The organism is Agrococcus sp. ProA11 (assembly GCF_039880525.1).
GTDB classification, from domain to species: Bacteria; Actinomycetota; Actinomycetes; order Actinomycetales; family Microbacteriaceae; genus Agrococcus; species Agrococcus chionoecetis.
Genome location: NZ_CP156989.1, coordinates 1,607,632 through 1,625,247, shown reverse-complemented (window position 1 = coordinate 1,625,247; position 17,616 = coordinate 1,607,632). Strand labels below are relative to the sequence as shown.

15 protein-coding genes, 1 tRNA gene and 1 pseudogene are annotated in these 17,616 nt (G+C 70.1%); 9 read left to right on the top strand and 8 right to left on the bottom strand.

The window, feature by feature from the left end; all coding sequences use genetic code 11:
* Nucleotides 1–70 precede the first annotated feature (70 nt).
* The gene (locus tag ABG090_RS07855) at nt 71–631 is read right to left on the bottom strand and encodes a DUF3043 domain-containing protein (RefSeq protein ID WP_347753904.1); all 561 of its coding nucleotides are present in this window, start codon (nt 629–631) and stop codon (nt 71–73) included.
* Between the two features lie 85 nt (nt 632–716).
* On the opposite strand from ABG090_RS07855, the gene ABG090_RS07850 reads away from it, so the two are divergent.
* From ABG090_RS07850 to ABG090_RS07830, 5 genes are all read left to right on the top strand, one after another.
* A complete protein-coding gene (locus ABG090_RS07850) occupies nt 717–2,126 on the top strand; it encodes a M20/M25/M40 family metallo-hydrolase (RefSeq protein ID WP_347753903.1) in 1,410 nt (469 codons plus the stop codon).
* Between the two features lie 47 nt (nt 2,127–2,173).
* The gene (gene erpA / locus ABG090_RS07845) at nt 2,174–2,515 is read left to right on the top strand and encodes an iron-sulfur cluster insertion protein ErpA (RefSeq protein WP_347753901.1); all 342 of its coding nucleotides are present in this window, start codon (nt 2,174–2,176) and stop codon (nt 2,513–2,515) included.
* 151 nt (nt 2,516–2,666) lie between these two features.
* A complete protein-coding gene (locus ABG090_RS07840; protein WP_347753900.1) occupies nt 2,667–3,545 on the top strand; it encodes a cytochrome C oxidase subunit II in 879 nt (292 codons plus the stop codon).
* Nucleotides 3,545–5,266, top strand: a complete 1,722-nt coding sequence (gene ctaD, locus ABG090_RS07835; RefSeq protein WP_347753899.1) for a cytochrome c oxidase subunit I — start codon at nt 3,545–3,547, stop codon at nt 5,264–5,266. The genes ABG090_RS07840 and ctaD overlap by 1 nt, the downstream gene beginning before the upstream one ends.
* 1 nt (nt 5,267) lies before the next feature.
* Nucleotides 5,268–5,684, top strand: a complete 417-nt coding sequence (locus tag ABG090_RS07830) for a cytochrome c oxidase subunit 4 (protein WP_347753898.1) — start codon at nt 5,268–5,270, stop codon at nt 5,682–5,684.
* A 104-nt stretch (nt 5,685–5,788) separates the two neighbouring features.
* On the opposite strand, the pseudogene ABG090_RS07825 reads toward ABG090_RS07830, so the two are convergent.
* The 4 genes and pseudogenes from ABG090_RS07825 to pepN all read right to left on the bottom strand — a co-directional run bounded on the left by ABG090_RS07825 (nt 5,789) and on the right by pepN (nt 11,190).
* Nucleotides 5,789–7,223 (bottom strand): annotated as a pseudogene (locus ABG090_RS07825) (FAD-binding dehydrogenase).
* A 29-nt stretch (nt 7,224–7,252) separates the two neighbouring features.
* Nucleotides 7,253–7,654 (bottom strand): globin, encoded by a 402-nt coding sequence (locus ABG090_RS07820; RefSeq protein WP_347753896.1) that lies wholly within the window; start codon nt 7,652–7,654, stop codon nt 7,253–7,255.
* Nucleotides 7,654–8,640 (bottom strand): mechanosensitive ion channel domain-containing protein, encoded by a 987-nt coding sequence (locus tag ABG090_RS07815; protein ID WP_347753895.1) that lies wholly within the window; start codon nt 8,638–8,640, stop codon nt 7,654–7,656. Before ABG090_RS07815 ends, ABG090_RS07820 begins: the two co-directional genes overlap by 1 nt.
* Nucleotides 8,641–8,652: 12 nt before the next feature.
* A complete protein-coding gene (gene pepN / locus ABG090_RS07810) occupies nt 8,653–11,190 on the bottom strand; it encodes an aminopeptidase N (RefSeq protein ID WP_347753894.1) in 2,538 nt (845 codons plus the stop codon).
* 88 nt (nt 11,191–11,278) lie between these two features.
* On the opposite strand from pepN, the gene ABG090_RS07805 reads away from it, so the two are divergent.
* Genes ABG090_RS07805 through ABG090_RS07795 form a run of 3 tightly spaced genes read left to right on the top strand, consistent with a single transcriptional unit; the run spans nt 11,279 to nt 13,479 of the window.
* Nucleotides 11,279–11,932: a DsbA family protein gene (locus ABG090_RS07805; RefSeq protein WP_347753893.1), complete on the top strand. Its 654-nt coding sequence runs from the start codon at nt 11,279–11,281 to the stop codon at nt 11,930–11,932.
* Nucleotides 11,932–12,417 carry a ribose-5-phosphate isomerase gene (locus ABG090_RS07800; protein WP_347753892.1) on the top strand — a complete coding sequence of 162 codons (486 nt, stop codon included), beginning with the start codon at nt 11,932–11,934 and terminating at the stop codon, nt 12,415–12,417. Before ABG090_RS07805 ends, ABG090_RS07800 begins: the two co-directional genes overlap by 1 nt.
* Nucleotides 12,418–12,447: 30 nt before the next feature.
* Entirely contained in the window at nt 12,448–13,479 is a 1,032-nt protein-coding gene (locus tag ABG090_RS07795) for a DNA-formamidopyrimidine glycosylase family protein (protein WP_347753890.1), read from the top strand.
* 192 nt (nt 13,480–13,671) lie between these two features.
* Here ABG090_RS07795 and ABG090_RS07790 read toward each other — a convergent pair whose 3' ends face one another.
* The 3 genes from ABG090_RS07790 to ABG090_RS07780 form a co-directional block, all read right to left on the bottom strand.
* Nucleotides 13,672–14,322 (bottom strand): hypothetical protein, encoded by a 651-nt coding sequence (locus ABG090_RS07790; RefSeq protein WP_347753889.1) that lies wholly within the window; start codon nt 14,320–14,322, stop codon nt 13,672–13,674.
* Between the two features lie 32 nt (nt 14,323–14,354).
* Nucleotides 14,355–15,902, bottom strand: a complete 1,548-nt coding sequence (locus tag ABG090_RS07785; RefSeq protein WP_347753888.1) for a DUF222 domain-containing protein — start codon at nt 15,900–15,902, stop codon at nt 14,355–14,357.
* Nucleotides 15,903–16,041: 139 nt separating this feature from the next.
* A tRNA-Gly gene (locus ABG090_RS07780) sits at nt 16,042–16,115 on the bottom strand.
* A gap of 79 nt (nt 16,116–16,194) precedes the next feature.
* Between ABG090_RS07780 and ABG090_RS07775 the strand changes: the two genes are divergently transcribed.
* Entirely contained in the window at nt 16,195–17,607 is a 1,413-nt protein-coding gene (locus tag ABG090_RS07775) for a GH1 family beta-glucosidase (protein ID WP_347753887.1), read from the top strand.
* Nucleotides 17,608–17,616 lie beyond the last annotated feature (9 nt).

The window sequence follows — 17,616 nt, the reverse complement described above, 5'->3', positions numbered from 1 at the left end:
CGTGCCGGCTGCGCCGGCGCGCTCCTCGACCTAGCGTCCTCCGGGCTCACAGGGGTGAGCCCTCCGGACGCTATTCCGGGTACTTGAAGAGCTTCGTCTGCGGCTTCGGCATGCGCATGAAGGGCAGCTGCACCGAACGCATGGTCGCGTACCAGCCGTGCCCCTTGGCATCCTTCTCGCCGAACTTGGCGCGGATCGCGCGCCGCAGCTGCCACGCCATCAGGATCGAGTCGAGCACCACGACGGCGACGAAGCCCCACAGCACGAGGTTCGCGACGATCCGCCACTGCGGGTCGTTGATGAACGTCAGCGCCAGCACCACGATCATCACCGGCATCGCAGCCGTGCCGATGGACAGGCGGGCGTCGACGAAGTCGCGCACGTAGCGGCGCACGGGACCCTTGTCCCGCGCAGGCAGGTACTTCTCCTCGCCGCGCTCGAAGCCGATCCGCGCCTTCTGGCGCTCGACGCGCATCTTGTCCTGCATCTGGCGCTTGGCCTCTTTGCGGTCCTCGGGCACGAGCGGCCGGCGGTTGCGCGCGACCTGCTCCGACTGCTTGGGCCGACGCCGGATCTCGGGCCCGGGCTCGGGCTGAGCCTTGTCGTCGGCAGAACGGCTGAACAGCGCCACGGGGAGATCCTTCGAGTGAACGGAGCGGGAGGTCGCTCCATGGTACCGCCGCATCGATGCTGGCTCGCCGCCTAGGATCGAGCGCATGACTGCTCACTCCGCTGATTCCGGCACGCTCTCGGCGCGCGACCAGGCCATCCTCGACGCCGTCGACGCGGGCTTCGAGCGCGCGCTCGAAGACCTGCAGTCGCTCGTGCGCATCCCCTCGGTCGCGTGGGACTCCTACGACCCCGCGCACGTGCAGGCGAGCGCCGAGGCGGTCGCCGCGCTCGCCGAGGGGACCGGCGTCTTCGAGCGCGTCTCGATCGAGCGCGCACCGATCGGCGACTCCGACGAGCTCGGGCAGCCGGCGGTGCTGGCGGTGCGGCCCGCGCGCGGCGGCAAGCCCTCGGTGCTGCTCTACGCGCACCACGACGTGCAGCCGTGGGGCGACGAGGCGCTGTGGCGCACGGAGCCGTTCGAGCCCACCGAGATCGACGGCCGCCTCTACGGCCGCGGCGCCTCGGACGACAAGGCGGGCGTCATCACGCACATCGCCGCGATCCGCGCGCTCGCCGAGACCGTCGACCCCGAGATCGGCCTCGCGCTGTTCATCGAGGGGGAGGAGGAGCACGGCTCCCGCTCCTTCAAGCGCTTCCTGGAGCTGCACGCCGATGTGCTGAGCGCCGACCTCATCGTGGTCGCCGACAGCGACAACTGGTCGACCGAGATCCCCTCGCTCACCGTCGCCCTGCGCGGCAACGCGGCCTTCAACGTGCGCGTCACGACCCTCGAGCACGCCAGCCACTCGGGCATGGTCGGAGGCCTCGTCCCGGACGCGATGATGGCATTCGCGAAGCTGGCGGCGTCGTTCTGGCACGAGGACGGCTCGGTGGCGGTCGAGGGTCTCACCGAGGCGGACTTCGAGGTGCCGGAGCAGACCGAGCAGCACGTCCGCGACGAGGCGGGCGTGCTCGACGGCGTCGACCTCATCGGCAGCGGGCCGCTGCTCTCGCGCGTGTGGGCCAAGCCCGCCATCACGATCACCGGCGTCGACGCCCCGAGCGTGCCCGACGCATCCAACACGATCCTGCCGACGGTGCGCTTCCGCGTCTCGGCCCGCATCGCGCCGGGCCAGACGGCCGCGGATGCGTTCGCGGCATTCCAGCGGCACATCGAGCAGCACACGCCGTTCTGCGCCGCCGTCGCGTACGACAGCGTCGATCTCGGCGACCCGTTCCTCGTGGACACCACGGGGTGGGGAGCGACGGCCGCGAAGCAGGCGATGGCCGATGCCTGGGGCGCGCAGCCCGTGGAGGCCGGCATCGGCGGCTCGATCCCGTTCATCGCCGACCTCGTGCAGCAGTTCCCGAACGCGCAGATCCTGGTCACGGGCGTCGAGGACCCCGGCACCATGGCGCACAGCCCGAACGAGTCACAGCACCTCGGCGTGCTGCGGAAGGCGATCGCGGCGGAGGCGCTGCTGCTCTCGCGGGCCGCAGACCACCAGGAGTAGACTGGCGGGGAGGGCTGAGCCCTCGGAAGCTTTCGAGAGGAGCTGCGATGACGGATGTCATGACGCACGGCGTCAACCTCACCGACACGGCCGCCGACAAGGTGCGCCGGCTGCTCGATCAGGAGGGTCGCGATGACCTGCGCCTGCGGGTCGCGGTGCAGCCGGGAGGCTGCTCCGGCCTGATCTACCAGCTGTACTTCGACGAGCGTCAGCTCGAGGGCGACGCGATCCGCGACTACGACGGCGTCGAGGTCATCGTCGACCGGATGAGCGTGCCGTACCTGGACGGATCCACGATCGATTTCGAGGACACGATCCAGAAGCAGGGCTTCACGATGGACAACCCCAACGCGCAGGGCTCCTGCGCCTGCGGCGACTCCTTCAGCTGACCCGACGCACCCATGAGGCGAAGCGCCGCAGATCTTCGGATCGGCGGCGCTTCGCCGTTCCGAGGCGGCTGTGCGGGGCGTGGCAGGAGCCTCGGCGCTGTCTGTGGGTACTAGGATCGAGGAAGACGTTCACAAGAGCCGGAGGAAGACATTGCGCACTCGTCGATCTCGTTGGATCGCGGCCCCGCTCGCTGTGGTCGCGGCGCTCGCTCTCGCAGGATGCACCCCGGCACAGCTGCAGGGATACCTGCCGTCGGAGCCGGGCCTGACGAACCACGTCGACCGGATCATGGGCCTGTGGGCGACCTCCTGGATCGTCCTGATGCTCGTGGGACTGCTCACGTGGGGCCTGATGCTCTGGGCCGGCATCGCCTACCGCCGCCGGAAGGGCCAGACGGGCCTGCCGGTGCAGCTGCGGTACCACATGCCGCTCGAGACCTTCTTCACCGTCGTGCCGCTCATCCTCGTGGCCGGGTTCTTCGCCTTCACCGCCCGCGACCAGGCGATCATCGAGGCGCCCATCGAGGATCCTGACTACTCGATCACGGTCTACGGCAAGCGCTGGGCGTGGGACTTCGTCTACGAGCGCGAGGGACAGGACCCGGTGTACTACCAGGGCCTGCAGGCGATGGACGACCCGGAGTCGAACCTCATCGACCCCGAATCGCTGCCGACGCTCTACCTGCCGACCGACTCGAGCATCGAGATCACCCTGGAGGCGCGCGACGTCGCGCACTCGTTCTGGGTGGTCGAGTTCCTCTACAAGAAGGACATGCTGCCGGGCATCACGAACCGCATGTACTTCGAGACCGGTTCCGAGGAGCGAATCCTGCGCGGCAAGTGCGCGGAGCTGTGCGGCGAGTACCACTCGCTGATGCTCTTCAACGTCGAGCTGGTCAGCCCGGCGGAGTACGACGCGTACCTCGAGAGCCTCGAGGCCGCCGGCAACGTCGGCGAGATCGACGCGTCGATCAACCCTGTCGTGCCTGGCTTCGAGCAGGCCCCTAGCGAGGAAGTCGAGGGCAACTGATGACGGCCACGGCCACGCGCGCCCCCGAGGCGCCGATCAGCCCAAGCGCTGGGCGCAAGGGCAATGTCCTGGTCAGCTGGATCACCTCCACTGACCACAAGACGATCGGGTACATGTACCTGATCGCATCGTTCCTGATGTTCCTGATCGGCGGCGTCATGGCGCTGCTGATCCGCGCCCAGCTGTTCGCGCCGGGCCTGGAGATCGTGCCGACCGAGGAGCAGTACAACCAGCTCTTCACCATGCACGGCACGATCATGCTGCTGATGTTCGCGACGCCGCTGTTCGCGGGCTTCGCCAACGTGCTCATGCCGCTGCAGATCGGTGCACCCGACGTCGCGTTCCCGCGCCTGAACGCGCTCGCGTTCTGGCTCTTCTCCTTCGGCTCGATGATGGCGCTCGCCGGCTTCCTCACGCCGCAGGGCGCAGCCTCCTTCGGCTGGTTCGCCTACACCCCGCTCAGCACCACGGCGTTCTCGCCCGGCATCGGCGGCAACCTCTGGGTGCTCGGCCTCGCGCTGTCCGGCTTCGGCACCATCCTCGGTGGCGTCAACTTCATCACCACCATCATCACCATGCGCGCCCCCGGCATGACGATGTTCCGGATGTCGATCTTCACGTGGAACGCGCTCATCACGTCGCTGCTCGTGATCATCGTCTTCCCGGTGCTCGCGGCCGCGCTCTTCGGCCTGGCGCTCGACCGCATCTTCGGCGGCCACATCTACGACCCGTCGAACGGCGGAGCGGTGCTCTGGCAGCACCTCTTCTGGTTCTTCGGCCACCCGGAGGTGTACATCATCGCGTTGCCGTTCTTCGGCATCATCTCCGAGGTCATCCCGGTCTTCAGCCGCAAGCCGATCTTCGGCTACAACACGCTCGTCGGCGCCACCATCGCCATCGCGGCGCTGTCCGTGACGGTGTGGGCGCACCACATGTACGTCACCGGCACGGTGCTGCTGCCGTGGTTCGCGCTCATGACGATGCTGATCGCGGTGCCCACCGGCGTGAAGATCTTCAACTGGATCGGCACGATGTGGCGCGGCTCCATCTCGTGGGAGTCGCCGATGCTGTGGGCGTTCGGATTCCTCGTGACCTTCACCTTCGGTGGTCTCACGGGCGTCATCCTCGCCTCGCCGCCGCTCGACTTCCAAATCTCCGACACCTACTTCGTGGTGGCGCACTTCCACTACGTGGTCTTCGGCACCGTCGTGTTCGCGATGTTCTCGGGCTTCTACTTCTGGTGGCCGAAGTGGACCGGCAAGATGCTCAACGACCGCCTCGGTCACGTGCACTTCTGGATGCTGTTCATCGGCTTCCACACCACCTTCCTCATCCAGCACTGGCTGGGCGTGATCGGCATGCCGCGCCGCTACTACACGTACCTCGCCGAGGACGGGTTCACCTGGCTGAACCAGCTCTCGACGGTCGGCGCGATGATCTTGGGCCTGTCGATGATTCCGTTCCTGTGGAACGTGTGGGTCACCGCGCGCACCGCGCCGAAGGTGGAGGTCGACGACCCCTGGGGCACCGGCCGCTCGCTCGAGTGGGCCACCAGCTGCCCGCCGCCGCGACACAACTTCCACGCGATCCCGCGCATCCGGTCGGAGTCGCCCGCATTCGACCTGCACCACCCGAACGCGGGCATGCAGGTGGGCGTCGGGCCCCTGAAGGACGCGCCGGACCGCCCGGTGCAGGACGCGAAGACAGGCGAGGTCCGCTGACATGCGCACGAACATCATCATCCTGGCGATCCTCGCCGCGTTCTTCTACCTCAGCTCTGCGGTGTACACCGTGTGGCATCTCGGGAGCGAGGGCTGGGTCGAGTGGACCGGGACGCTGGGGCTCGGCCTCACCGGCGCGCTCGCCACGCTCATCGGGTTCTACATGGTGCTCGTCTATCGCGGTCAGCAGGGTGAGATCGCGGCCGACCGGCACGACGGCGACCTCGAGGACGACGACCCCGAGCAGGGGCACTTCGCGCCGTGGAGCTGGTGGCCGATCGGCGTGGCCGGCGCGCTCGCGCTGCTGTTCCTCGCCTTCACCGGCCCGACGTTCCTGCTGCCGATCGGCGCGGCGCTGGTCATCGTCATGATGGTCGGCTGGGTCTACGAGCACTACCGAGGCAACTTCGTCCGCTGAGCACGCTCAGCCACGCAGCGCCCCGTTCCCTCCAGGAGCGGGGCGCTCTGCGTTGTGCGGGGCGCTCAGGGTTGCGCGGGGCACGCTGCGTTGCGCGGCGACGCTCAGGCGGCGCGGCCTGCGCGGAGCCCGGTGTGCAGGCATCCGCCCAGGAAGGTGCCCTCGAGCGCCCGGTAGCCGTGCACGCCCCCGCCGCCGAAGCCGGCGGCCTCGCCGACGCGTGTGGAGCCGCACGGCGATGAGCGGCCAGTGCGCCTCATCGAGGATGCGGTGCGGTGCCGCGGTGCGCAACAGCCGGTCGCCCACGTACTGCCTGGCTCGGCGGATCTCGACGGCTTGCGGGTCGGGGGAGTCGGGGTCGGCGACGGCGTCGTCGCGCTCGTTGATGGCGGCGACCACCGCGGCGCGATCGATCGTGGTGCCGTCGCCGCTCCTGCCCAGCCGCTCCATGCCGTCGAGCAGCTCGGTGAGCGCGTGCGCGACGATGAAGTCCTCGCCATGGTCGAGGAACGCCTGCACGGGTGCGGCTGCCCCCGGCAGCACGCGCTGCGCGAGCGTCGTCAGGGTGTCGAAGCCCGGATAGTTGGGCGAGGGCAGCCTGCGGCCGCGATGGTCGAGCCAGAGGCTCGAGGGTCCCGGCAGGATCCGGATCCCGTGGTCGGGCCAGATCGGATCCCAATGCTTGATGCCCTCGGTGTAGTGCCACATGCGGTCGCTGCCCACGACCCGGGCGCCGGCGGTGACGGCGAGGTCGAGGCCGGAGCCGTCGACCTGCACGGGGACGCCGCGCACGGCGGTCTCCGGGGCGGTGCCGAGCGAGGCGGGCCAGAGCGCGCGCACCCGGTCGAGGTCGCCGCCGATGCCTCCCGTGGCGACCACGACGCTCGTCGCGCGCAGCTCGAACTCGCCGACGACCTCGCGACCGGAGGGCTCGCCGCGCACTGTCAGGTCGTCGGCGAGCCGCGTGCCGGTGACGCCGACGACCCGGCCCTCCTCGGTGAGCAGCTGCGTCACTCGGTGCAGGAAGGCGAGCCGTGCGCTGCCGTCCCGCACGGCATCCCGCAAGCGCCGCGTGAACGGTGCCACGATGCCGGGGCCCGTGCCCCAGACGATGTGGAATCGCGGCACGGTGTTGCCGTGGCCGCCGGCGGTGCGGGCGCCGCGCTCGGCGTGCCCCACGATCGGGAACAGCCGGATGCCGAGCTCGCGCAGCCAGGGACGCAGGTCGCGGTGTGAGAAGTCGAGATAGGCATCGGCCCAGCGGCGAGCCCACGCGTCCTCGTCGCGGCCGAAGCCCGCGCTGCGCTCCCAGTCCTCCCAGGCGAGCTCGAGGGAGTCCTCGATGCCGAGCCGTCGCTGCTCGGGGGAGTCGACGAGGAAGAGACCGCCGAACGACCAGAATGCCTGTCCGCCGATCGACTGCGGCCCCTCCTGGTCGACGATCGTGACCGTGCGGCCGCGATCGAGTGCCGTGCAGGCGGCGACGAGGCCCGAGAGGCCGCTGCCGATCACGATCACGTCGGTGTCGTTCGCGGCCATGGTGCCTCCTCGCGGTCCGACCGTGCTCGTCAGCGGATCAGGGGGTTGTGGTTGACCATCGCCGTCGCGGCGCGGTCGAAGTAGTCCTCGAGCTCGGCGCGATGCAGCGGCGCGGGGTCGACGGCGTCGAGCGCGCCGGTCATGCAGGCGACCCAGCGGTTGCGGGCATCGTGGTCGATGGGGAACGGATGGTGCCGCATGCGCAGCCGCGGGTGGCCCCGCTGCTCGCTGTAGGTGCCCGGCCCGCCCCAGTACTGCATGAGGAACAGGCTGAAGCGATCCTCGGCGCCGGCGCGGTCCTGCTCCGGGTACATCGCGTGCAGCACCGCGTCCGCCCACACGCGGTCGTAGAACTCGTGCACGAGGCGACGGAAGAACCGCTCGCCGCCGACGGCGTCGTAGAGGGTCTGGGCGCGCGCATCCGTCGTCATCAGCGCTGCTCCTCCAGCCCCTTGACCACGATCTTCTGCAGCGAGGGCAGCGTCACGCCGAGGTCGTCGAGCCCGTCCTTGACGCGGCGGCGCAGCTCGCGCGCGGCCTCGTACTTGGCGCTCGCGCGCGTCTTGACGACCAGCCGCACGACCACCGCCTCGGCGGAGATCGACTCGATGCCCCAGACGGCGGGCGTGTCGATGATGCGGCCGAGCCAGTCGACGTCCTCGCTCATCTCGGTGGCGACGTCGATGAGTCGCTGCGAGACCGCATCGATGTCGGCGGTGTAGGGCACCGCCTGGTCGATCACGACGCGGGCCCAGCCCTGCGACTCGTTGCCGACCCGCACGATCTCGCCGTTGCGCACGTACCAGAGCGTGCCGTTGATGTCGCGCACCTGGGTGACGCGGATGCCGACCGACTCGACGATCCCGGAGGCGGCGCCGAGGTCGACGGTGTCGCCGATGCCCACCTGGTCTTCGAACACCATGAAGAGGCCGTTGAGGAAGTCCTTGATGACGCCCTGCGCGCCGATGCCGGCGGCGGCGCCCAGGAAGCCGGCCATCGCCACGAGCGATGCCGGGTTCACGCCCAGGATGCTCAGGATCAGGATGAGCGCGAACGCGCCGATGAGCCAGCCGGCCAGCGTGTTGAGCACGCTGCCGATGGCGCGCGTGCGCTGCACGACGCGCACCTGCGCGAGCGGGGAATTGGAGAGAGCCTCGGTGTCGGCGGCGTTGGCCTTGCGCTTCACGCCGGTGACGACCTCGTGCACGACGCGGCCGATGACGGCCCGGACGATCGCGTACGCGATGAACGCGCCGATGATCGTCAGGAGCACGCCGATCGGCGCGCCCCAGGTCGCCCACCACTCGGCGAAGGCCTCCCAGTCGACGTCGCCGCTCTGGCCGCTCTGCTCGATCTGGCCGAGCTGCTCGCTCTGGGCGATCTGGCCGCTCTGGCCCCTCTGGCCGCTCTCACGCACGTGCTGCTCCGATCACGCGTCCCGCTGCTGTGCCTCGAGGGCGCGCTCGACCCCCGCGAGGTGCTCGACGATGATGCGGCGCAGCGCCGGCACCGGCTCGTGGGAGGCGAGCCAGTCGCGCGTCGCGGTCGCCAGCGTCTCGCTCGCCGCCACTGCGGGGTAGAGGCCGCCGAGCAGCCCCTCCGCCACCTGGTACGTGCGCGAGTCCCAGATCTGCTGGATGGCGCCGTGGTAGCGGTCGACGATGTCGTCGAGCACTGCCGGGTCGTTGACATGCTGGAGTCCGAGGCCGGTGTAGCGCACGATCATGTTCGACGCCCCCGCCTGGTCGACGACCGAGGCGAACGCGCTCTCCTTCGCCTCCCGCGTGGGGATGGTGGCGCGGGCACTGGCGGCGAACTGACGGCCGGTCGCGGTGTCGTCGGAGGCGAGCTCTGCGGCGATCTCGGCCTCGCCGGCTGCACCGTTCAGCACCAGGCCGTCGAGCAGCTGCCAGCGCAGGTCGCTGTCGACGGTCAGGCCGTCGAGCGCGCTCGAGCCGTCGAGCAATCCCTGCAGGATGCGGGCGTGCTCGGCGGTGGCGGCGATGCCGGCGAACGCGCCGACGAACTGGAACTGGGCGTCGGAGCCGGGCGCGGCCGCTGCGGCGAGCTGCCAGAGCGCGTCGCCGACGCGCTCGATGGTGGCGGCGCGGCGGGTCGGGTGCACGTAGGTGCGGGCGGCCTGCATCAGCTGCGCGAGCGCGAGGCGGATGGTGGTGGATTCGGTCTCGGTGCCGATGTTCGCCAGCACGAGCTCGATGTAGTCGCTCGCGGGTGTCTCCGCGTCGCGCGTGGCGTCCCAGGCCGCGCCCCACACGAGCGCGCGGGCGAGCGGGTCCTCGATGTCGCGCAGGCGCTCGACCGCGGTCGACATCGACTGCTCGTCGAGGCGGATCTTCGCGTAGGCGAGGTCGTCGTCGTTGAGCAGGATGAGCGCCGGGCGCAGGTGCCCGAGCAGCTGCGGCACCTCGGTGAGAGCGCCGTCGATGTCGAGCTCGACGCGGTGCGTGCGACGCAGCACATCGTCCTCGAACTCGTAGAAGCCGACCGCGAGGCGATGCGGGCGCAGCGTCGGCCAATCCGCGGGTGCGGTCTGCTCGATCGCGAACCCCGAGATGATGCCGTCGCCGGTGAGCTCGATGCGCGGCCGCAAGGTGTTCACGCCTGCGGTCTCGAGCCACTTCTTGCTCCAGTCGCCGAGCTCGCGACCGCTCGCGGCCTCCAGCTCGGTGAGCAGGTCGGTCAGCTCGGTGTTGCCCCACGCGTGCTTGCGGAAATACGCGCCGACGCCCTGCATGAAGGCCTCGATGCCCACCCAGGCGACGAGCTGCTTGAGCACCGAGCCGCCCTTGGCGTACGTGATGCCGTCGAAGTTGACCTGCACATCGTCGAGGTCGCGGATCTCTGCGACGATCGGGTGCGTGGAGGGCAGCTGGTCCTGCCGGTAGGCCCAGGTCTTCTCCATCGCCTGGAAGGTGGTCCAGGCGCCCGTCCACTCGGTCGCCTCGGCGGTGGCGAGCGTCGACGCCCACTCCGCGAACGACTCGTTGAGCCACAGGTCGTTCCACCACTTCATGGTCACGAGGTCGCCGAACCACATGTGGGCGAGCTCGTGCAGCACAGTGACGACGCGGCGCTCACGGATTGCGTCGGTCACCTGGGCGCGGAACACGTACGACTCGGTGAAGGTGACGCATCCGGCGTTCTCCATCGCGCCGGCGTTGAACTCCGGCACGAAGAGCTGGTCGTACTTGTCGAACGGGTAGGCGACGTCGAACTGCTCCTCGAAGAACGCGAAGCCCTTGCGGGTGATGTCGAAGAGGTAGTCGGCGTCCATGTGCTCGGCAAGCGAGGCGCGGCAGAAGATGCCCAGCGGCACGACGCGGCCGCTGCTGGAGGTGAGCTCGGAGCGCGTGACCGTGTAGGGGCCGGCGACGAGCGCGGTGATGTAGCTGGAGATGCGCGGGGTGGGCTCGAAGGCCCACGTGCCGGTGTCACCGGTGATGACCGGCTCCGGCGTCGGCTGGTTGGAGACGACCTGCCAGCCGGCCGGGGCCGTGATCGTGAAGGCGAAGGTCGCCTTGAGGTCGGGCTGCTCGAAGACGGCGAAGACGCGGCGCGAATCAGGCACCTCGAACTGCGAGTAGAGGTAGACCTCGCCGTCCACCGGGTCGACGAAGCGGTGCAGGCCCTCGCCGGTGTTCACGTACAGCGCGTCGGAGACGACGGTCAGCTCGTTGGTCGCCTGGAGGCCGTCGAGCTGGATGCGCACGCCGTTGTTGACGGAGCCTGCGTCGAGCTCGGCGCCGTTCAGCACGACCGAGTGCACGGTGCGGGAGATGTGGTCGATGAACGTCGACGCGCCCTCCGTCGCCGTGAAGCGCACCGTCGTGGTCGAACGGAACACCTCGTCGCCGGCGGTGAGGTCGAGGGCGATGTCGTAGCTCTCGACCTGCACGAGCGACGCGCGCTCCTGGGCTTCGGCGCGAGTGAGGTTCTCTCCGGGCACGCTGGACTCCTTTGGCAGTGGTGTGCTGGTCGCTCCAGCGTAGTGCCGCCGATCCGGGCGTCCAGTCAGCGCTCGATAGCATCGAACCATGACTGAGACGCTCCAGCAGCAGGATCCGCAGCGCGTGCGGATGTGGTTCGACCCGGTGTGCCCGTGGGCGTGGATGACCTCCCGCTGGCTGGGCGAGGTCGCCGAGGAGCGGGCCTTCGACGTCGACTGGCAGGTGATGAGCCTGGCCGTCCTCAACGAGGGGCGTGAGCTGTCGGCGAACTACGAGTCGCTGATGCCGAGGTCGATGCGGATGACGCGCCTCGTGACCGCGGCGCGCGCCGTCGGCGGTGACGCGGTCGTGAAGCCGCTCTACGACGCGCTCGGTGAGCGCATCCACCACCAGGGCCGCAAGGACGACGATGCGATCATCGCCGAGTCGCTCGCCGAGGCGGGGCTCGACGCCGCGCTGGTGGAGGAGACCGACGCCCACGATGCGACGCTGCGCGAAACGCACAGCACTGCGATCGACCTGGTCGGCGACGAGGTCGGCACGCCCGTCATCGCCGTCGACGACGTCGCGTTCTTCGGCCCGGTCGTCACGCCGGCGCCGACCGGCGCGGCCGCGCTGCAGCTGTTCGACGGCATCGTGGCGGCCGCGTCGATCGACGGCTTCTTCGAGCTGAAGCGCACGCGCACGCGTAAGCCGCAGTTCACGCCGGCGGCGTCCGTCACGGATGCGGCTGCGGTCTGATGCGCATCCACGTCGCGACTGACCACGCAGGCTTCGAGATGTCGAAGCGGCTCGTCGAGCATCTCGCCGGCAACGGGCACGAGGTCGTCGATCACGGCCCCACTGCCTACGACGCCGAGGACGACTACCCGGCGTTCTGCATCAACGCGGCGCGTGCCGTGGTCGCGGACCAGCGCGCAGGCGTCGACGCACTGGCTGTCGTCTTCGGCGGCTCGGGCAACGGCGAGCAGATGGCGGCGAACAAGGTCGAGGGGGCCCGCGCGGCGCTCGCGTGGAGCCTCGCGACCGCGCAGCTCGCCAGGGAGCACAACGACGCGAACGTCGTCGCGGTCGGCGCTCGGCAGCACAGCGAGCCGGAGATGCTCGAGATCATCGACGCCTTCATCGCGACACCGTTCTCGGGAGCGGAGCGCCACGCGCGCCGCATCGCGCAGCTCGGGGAGTACGAGACGACGGGCGCCATCGCCGGCCACGAGATCGTCTGATGCCTGAGGGGTCCATGCCTGAGGAGTCTGATGCCTGAGGGGCATTCCGTCCATCGCATCGCACGCCAGTTCGGCGCGAACTTCGTCGGCAGCACGGCAGCGGTGTCGAGCCCGCAGGGGCGGTTCGAGGTGGGAGCGGCAGAGCTCGACGGGCGAGCGATGACGTCGTCGCAGGCGATCGGCAAGCACCTGCTGCTGGGGTTCGACGGCACGCCCGCCGACCCGGAGCGCGTGCTGCACGTGCACCTGGGCATCTACGGCGCGTGGGACTTCGCGGGTGCGATCTCGGTCGACCCCACGATCCTCGCGTCGAGGGCTGCTGTCGGGGCTGCCCGCATGGGCCAGACAGGCATGCGCGGTGTCGGTGTCGGTGCCGGTACCGGTGCCGGCGTCGACGGCGAGCACGAGGACTCGATCGCCTCCATCGGCGCGCCGCGGCTCGCGCGGCTACGGGCGGGGGAGCAGGAGCGCGTGAGCGAGGCCGTGGACTTCCCGCCGGAGCCCGTCGGTCAGGTCCGGGTGCGCATCCTCACCTCCATGGCGGTCGCCGACCTGCGCGGCCCGACGGTGTGCGAGGTGCTCGACGACGCGCAGGTGCATGCGCTCGCCGCGAGGCTCGGGCCGGATCCGCAGGCGCTCACCGAGACGCGGGCGCAGGCCGAGGATCGCTTCGTTGCGCGCGCCTCTCGGTCGAACCAGTCGATCGGGCAGCTGCTCATGGATCAGTCGGTCGTCGCCGGGATCGGCAATGTCTACCGGGCGGAGCTGCTGTTCCGCGGGCGGATCGATCCGCACCGGCCCGGCAGCCAGCTGACGGACGATGAACTGCGTGGACTCTGGCGCGACTGGGTGAAGCTGCTGCGCATCGGCGTCGAGACCGGGCAGATGCTCACGATCGATGGGCTGCGAGGCGTCAAGCGGGAGGCGGCGCTCGCGAACCGCGCCGACCGGCACTGGGTCTACAAGCGCGAGGGACTTCCGTGCCGCCGGTGCGGCACCCCGATCGCGCTCGAGACCATGCAGGGCCGCAAGCTCTACTGGTGCCCCGGCTGCCAGCTGTAGCCCACTCGTAGGTCGAGGAGCGTGCGGCGCAGCCGCGCGCGTCACGAGACCGGTGGTGTGTTCCGTAGGTCGAGGAGCGCGCGGCGCAGCCGCGCGCGTCACGAGACCGGGCGGTCGCTCGCCGGTGGTCTCGTGACGGTGCCGGGCTGCGCCCGTCACCTCCTCGACCGGCGGGTCGAGACCGGTCGCGCCTCAGCGCCAGCGGTACAGCCGCGAGCCGTCCTGCGTGCTCTGCGTGGGGCTGATGATCCACGAGCCGGTGCTGGCCGCATCCTCCCGAACCGAGACGATCACCTGCACGACCTCGCGGTCGCCGGGCGCGAACTCCCAGATGTAGCCCAGGTCGTTCGGCGCCGCCGCAATCGATGCCGAGTTCTGGTCGGCGATCGGCCCGCCGTCGGGCTGGTAGCCGAAGGTCATGTCGTGCATCGGATGCGTGGTGATGACGCCGACGTTCGCGATCTCGAGATCCATGATCACGAAGCGCTCGCCCGCTCGCGGCACGGAGCCCGTCTGGGCCGCGAGGCTGTCAGCGGGATCGGTCGAGCCGAGCACGGTGACCTCCCACGTGGAGCCGCGCTCGGTGTGAATGGTCGCGGTGTCGCCGTAGGCGAGTTCGCCGGGCTCCGTCGTGGGTACGGGCGGATCTGACGGTCCGTTGGTCGTCGGCGGGGGAGCGAGGTCGGTGAACACCGGTGTCGGGCTGGCGGGGATCGCCGGATCCTCGGGGGTCGTCGGCGGCATCGCGACGCACGCGGCGAGCGACAGCGCGACCGCCGCCACGAGGGCGGCGCCGAGCCGGCTGGAGCCGCGTGAGCGTTGACGAGAGACGAGCCTGGACACGGCATGCACGCTATCGCCCGCGGCTGTGACGATCAGAAGGGCAGGCCGGGCGGTGCTGTGCCGGCGGGGCCGAGCTCGGCCGCACCCCACGCCTCGGCGCGCGGCGGGTTCGCGGGCGGACCGTCACTGGGCGGACCGTCGCCGGGCGGTGGATCGGGATCGGCGAAGGTGGGCCCGACGGGCTCTGGCACGGTGGTGACGACGTCGCCGAGCGGCGTCGTCCACTCGATGACGCCGTGGTCGAGCTGTCGCATCGACCATCGCGAGGAGTGCTTGAGCGTGTGATCGCGTCGGCAGAGCACCGCGAGATTGTCGATGGACGTCGTGCCGCCCTTGGCCCAGTCGAGGGTGTGGTCGAGGTCGCCGATCGTGCCACGACATCCGCAGTTGGGGGCACGGCATCCGCCGTCGCGCGCCTGCAGCCAGCGCCGCTGCTCGGCGCTGGGGCGGTAGGTGTCGACGGTCACGGCGACGCCGGTGACCGGGTCGGTGAAGAGGCGCTCCCACACGCGCTCGCCGCCGGCCAGACGGCGCGCGGTGTCGCGATCGACGAGTGTCTTGCCGTCGAGCGAGGCGGGGAAGCCGAGCTCGGGCGTTCCCTCGGCGTGCAGGAGCTCCATCGCGGGCACCATGACCGATACATGTGCGGTCAGCATCGCGGTGCCGTGCAGGCCTTCCGGCACCACACCGCCCAGCAGCAGCTCGCAGAAGGCATCAGCGCGGACCTGGTCGAAGGTGCGGGGGTCGTCCTTGGCCTTGCCGCGAGCGGCCTGGGTGCAGCGATCCATGATGCCCGCCGCCAGCACAGCGGGCACGCGACCGATGATGTCGCTCATACCGTCGCCGGCGTCGAACACCTCGATCTTGCGCTGCTCGTTGGCGACCTCGTGGCGCTGCTGCAACGGTGTCGGGAGCGCTCGATCCACGATGCGCTTCGCCCGCCGGGCCAGGGTGCCCGGTGTCGTCGTCTCGGCGATGTCGACGAGCTCGGACTCGACGGCGCGGAGCTGGTCGGCGTCGACCGTGTCGTCCGAGCGGAGGGCTCGCGTCTCCTGCTCGATCACCCGCAGGTGACCCGAGGCGATCCGGCCGGCCTTGGCGGCCTCATGCACGAGCGGCAGCTCCCGCACGAGACGCCATGCGTCGGTCATGCCTCGCTCGACGCCGCGCGGGCTCTGCCGCAGCTCGACCGCAGCGATGGAGGCCAACTCGCGCACCGCCGTCGACGCGTTCTGCTCGTCGAGGGCTCGCTGCATGTGCGCAGCCATGAGCGCGCGGCGCTCGCCCTCGATGCGCGCGGTCTGCTGCGCAAGGGACTTCAGCCTGCCGGTGAACTCGGCGTCGAGTCGCAGCCGCTGCAGCACGGGCGACTCGGGCACCGGAGTCGGCGATGGGCTGGTGCCGGCGCGGAAGCAAGCTTCGACCTCCGCATCGGTCAACGAGGCCATCAGCTCGCTCTCGGCACGGAGCGCGTCGTCGAGCGCGGCGCTGAGCTCGTCAGCCGATGCGCCGAACGGATCGATCGCACCAGCGCGGATGGCTGCGATGTAGCTCTCCGCGTCGATGACTGCTTCGTCCATGCCTGCAGTGAACACCCGGCCACTGACATGGATGCGGTCGGTCGGCCCGATCGTGAACGGCCTGTGGAGAACCGGTGCCCGCGAGCGGACGCGAGCCGAGCGAGCGGTGCGGGCGGAGAGGGTGCGGGCGGAGAGGGAGTGGAGCGGGCGACGGGAATCGAACCCGCGTAATCAGTTTGGAAGACTGAGGCTCTACCATTGAGCTACGCCCGCGCGCCCCGCGCACACGTGCGGTGGGACTCCAAGAACTTACCGCATCCGCGGGCACGCTCCGGCGGGATACGCTCGTGGCGTGCAACGCAGCATCCCTTCTGACCTCATCCTCGGCGGCGCGACCGCTGCCTACCAGATCGAGGGCGCCGCGGCCGAGGACGGCCGGCGCCCCAGCATCTGGGACACCTTCGCGCGCGTGCCGGGCGCCGTCATCGACGCGCACAACGGCGATGTGGCGTGCGATCACTACCATCGGATGCCCGCGGACGTCGCGCTCATGCGCGATCTCGGTCTGCAGACCTACCGGTTCTCGACGAGCTGGGCGCGCGTGCGGCCCGACGGCGGCGCGCCGAACCCGAAGGGCCTCGACTTCTACTCGCGGCTCGTGGACGAGCTGCTCGACGCCGACATCCTGCCGTGGCTGACCCTCTACCACTGGGATCTGCCGCAGGTGCTGGAGGACGATGGCGGTTGGACGAACCGCGACACGGCGCACCGCTTCGTGGACTACGCGCTCACGGTGCACGAGACGCTCGGCGACCGGGTCACGAACTGGACGACCATGAACGAGCCGTGGTGCTCGTCGTTCCTCTCCTACACCGCGGGCGCCCACGCGCCCGGCAGGCAGAGCATCGAAGCGGGGCTCCAAGCGGCGCATCACCTGCTGCTCGCGCACGGCATGGCGGTCACGGCGCTGCGGGATGCCGGTGCCGAGCGCCTCGGCATCACCCTCAACTTCCAGCCTGCCGAGCCGCTCGACGCGGCCAGCGCATCCGACCGTGATGCCGCCCGCCGCCTCGACGACCAGTACAACCGCTTCTTCATCGAGCCCATCACGCTCGGCGCCTACCCGGAGTCGCTGCTCGCCGACGTCGACCACCTCGGCCTCGACGCCGTGGTGCAGCCGGGCGACCTGGAGATCATCGCCGCGCCCATCGACGTGCTGGGCGTGAACTACTACCACGACGACGTCGTCTCGTACGAGGTGCCAGCGGTGCCCGTCGTCAACGACGCGCCGACCGACCGCGCCATCGCGAGCCCGTATCCGGCCGCCGAGGGCGTGCACGTGCATCCGCGCGATGTGCCGACGACGTCGATGGGATGGGAGGTCAATCCTTCCGGCCTCACGGCGCTGCTGCAGCGTCTCCACGAGCAGTACACCGGGCCCAAGGGCATCGAGCTGTGGGTGACCGAGAACGGCGCGGCCTTCGACGACGAGGTGACGACGGATGCGGCCACGGGCGAGGCGCGCATCCACGACACCGAGCGGGTCGACTTCCTGCGCTCGCACGTCGGTGCCGTGCTCGACGCGATCGACGCAGGGGTGCCGGTCAAGGGCTACATGTACTGGTCGCTGCTCGACAACTACGAGTGGGCCTGGGGCTACCACAAGCGGTTCGGGATCGTGCGGGTCGACTACGACACGCAGGAGCGCACGGTGAAGGATTCGGGCCGCGAACTCACCAGGATGATCCGCGAGCGGACGCTGTAGCGCGACGGC

Coding starts and splice junctions, on each gene's coding strand:
- ABG090_RS07850 (WP_347753903.1), top strand. CDS start 717: ATGACTGCTCACTCCGCTGATTCCGGCACGCTCTCGGCGCGCGACCAG.
- erpA (WP_347753901.1), top strand. CDS start 2,174: ATGACGGATGTCATGACGCACGGCGTCAACCTCACCGACACGGCCGCC.
- ctaD (WP_347753899.1), top strand. CDS start 3,545: ATGACGGCCACGGCCACGCGCGCCCCCGAGGCGCCGATCAGCCCAAGC.
- ABG090_RS07830 (WP_347753898.1), top strand. CDS start 5,268: ATGCGCACGAACATCATCATCCTGGCGATCCTCGCCGCGTTCTTCTAC.
- ABG090_RS07820 (WP_347753896.1), bottom strand. CDS start 7,654: ATGACGACGGATGCGCGCGCCCAGACCCTCTACGACGCCGTCGGCGGC.
- ABG090_RS07805 (WP_347753893.1), top strand. CDS start 11,279: ATGACTGAGACGCTCCAGCAGCAGGATCCGCAGCGCGTGCGGATGTGG.
- ABG090_RS07800 (WP_347753892.1), top strand. CDS start 11,932: ATGCGCATCCACGTCGCGACTGACCACGCAGGCTTCGAGATGTCGAAG.
- ABG090_RS07795 (WP_347753890.1), top strand. CDS start 12,448: ATGCCTGAGGGGCATTCCGTCCATCGCATCGCACGCCAGTTCGGCGCG.
- ABG090_RS07785 (WP_347753888.1), bottom strand. CDS start 15,902: ATGGACGAAGCAGTCATCGACGCGGAGAGCTACATCGCAGCCATCCGC.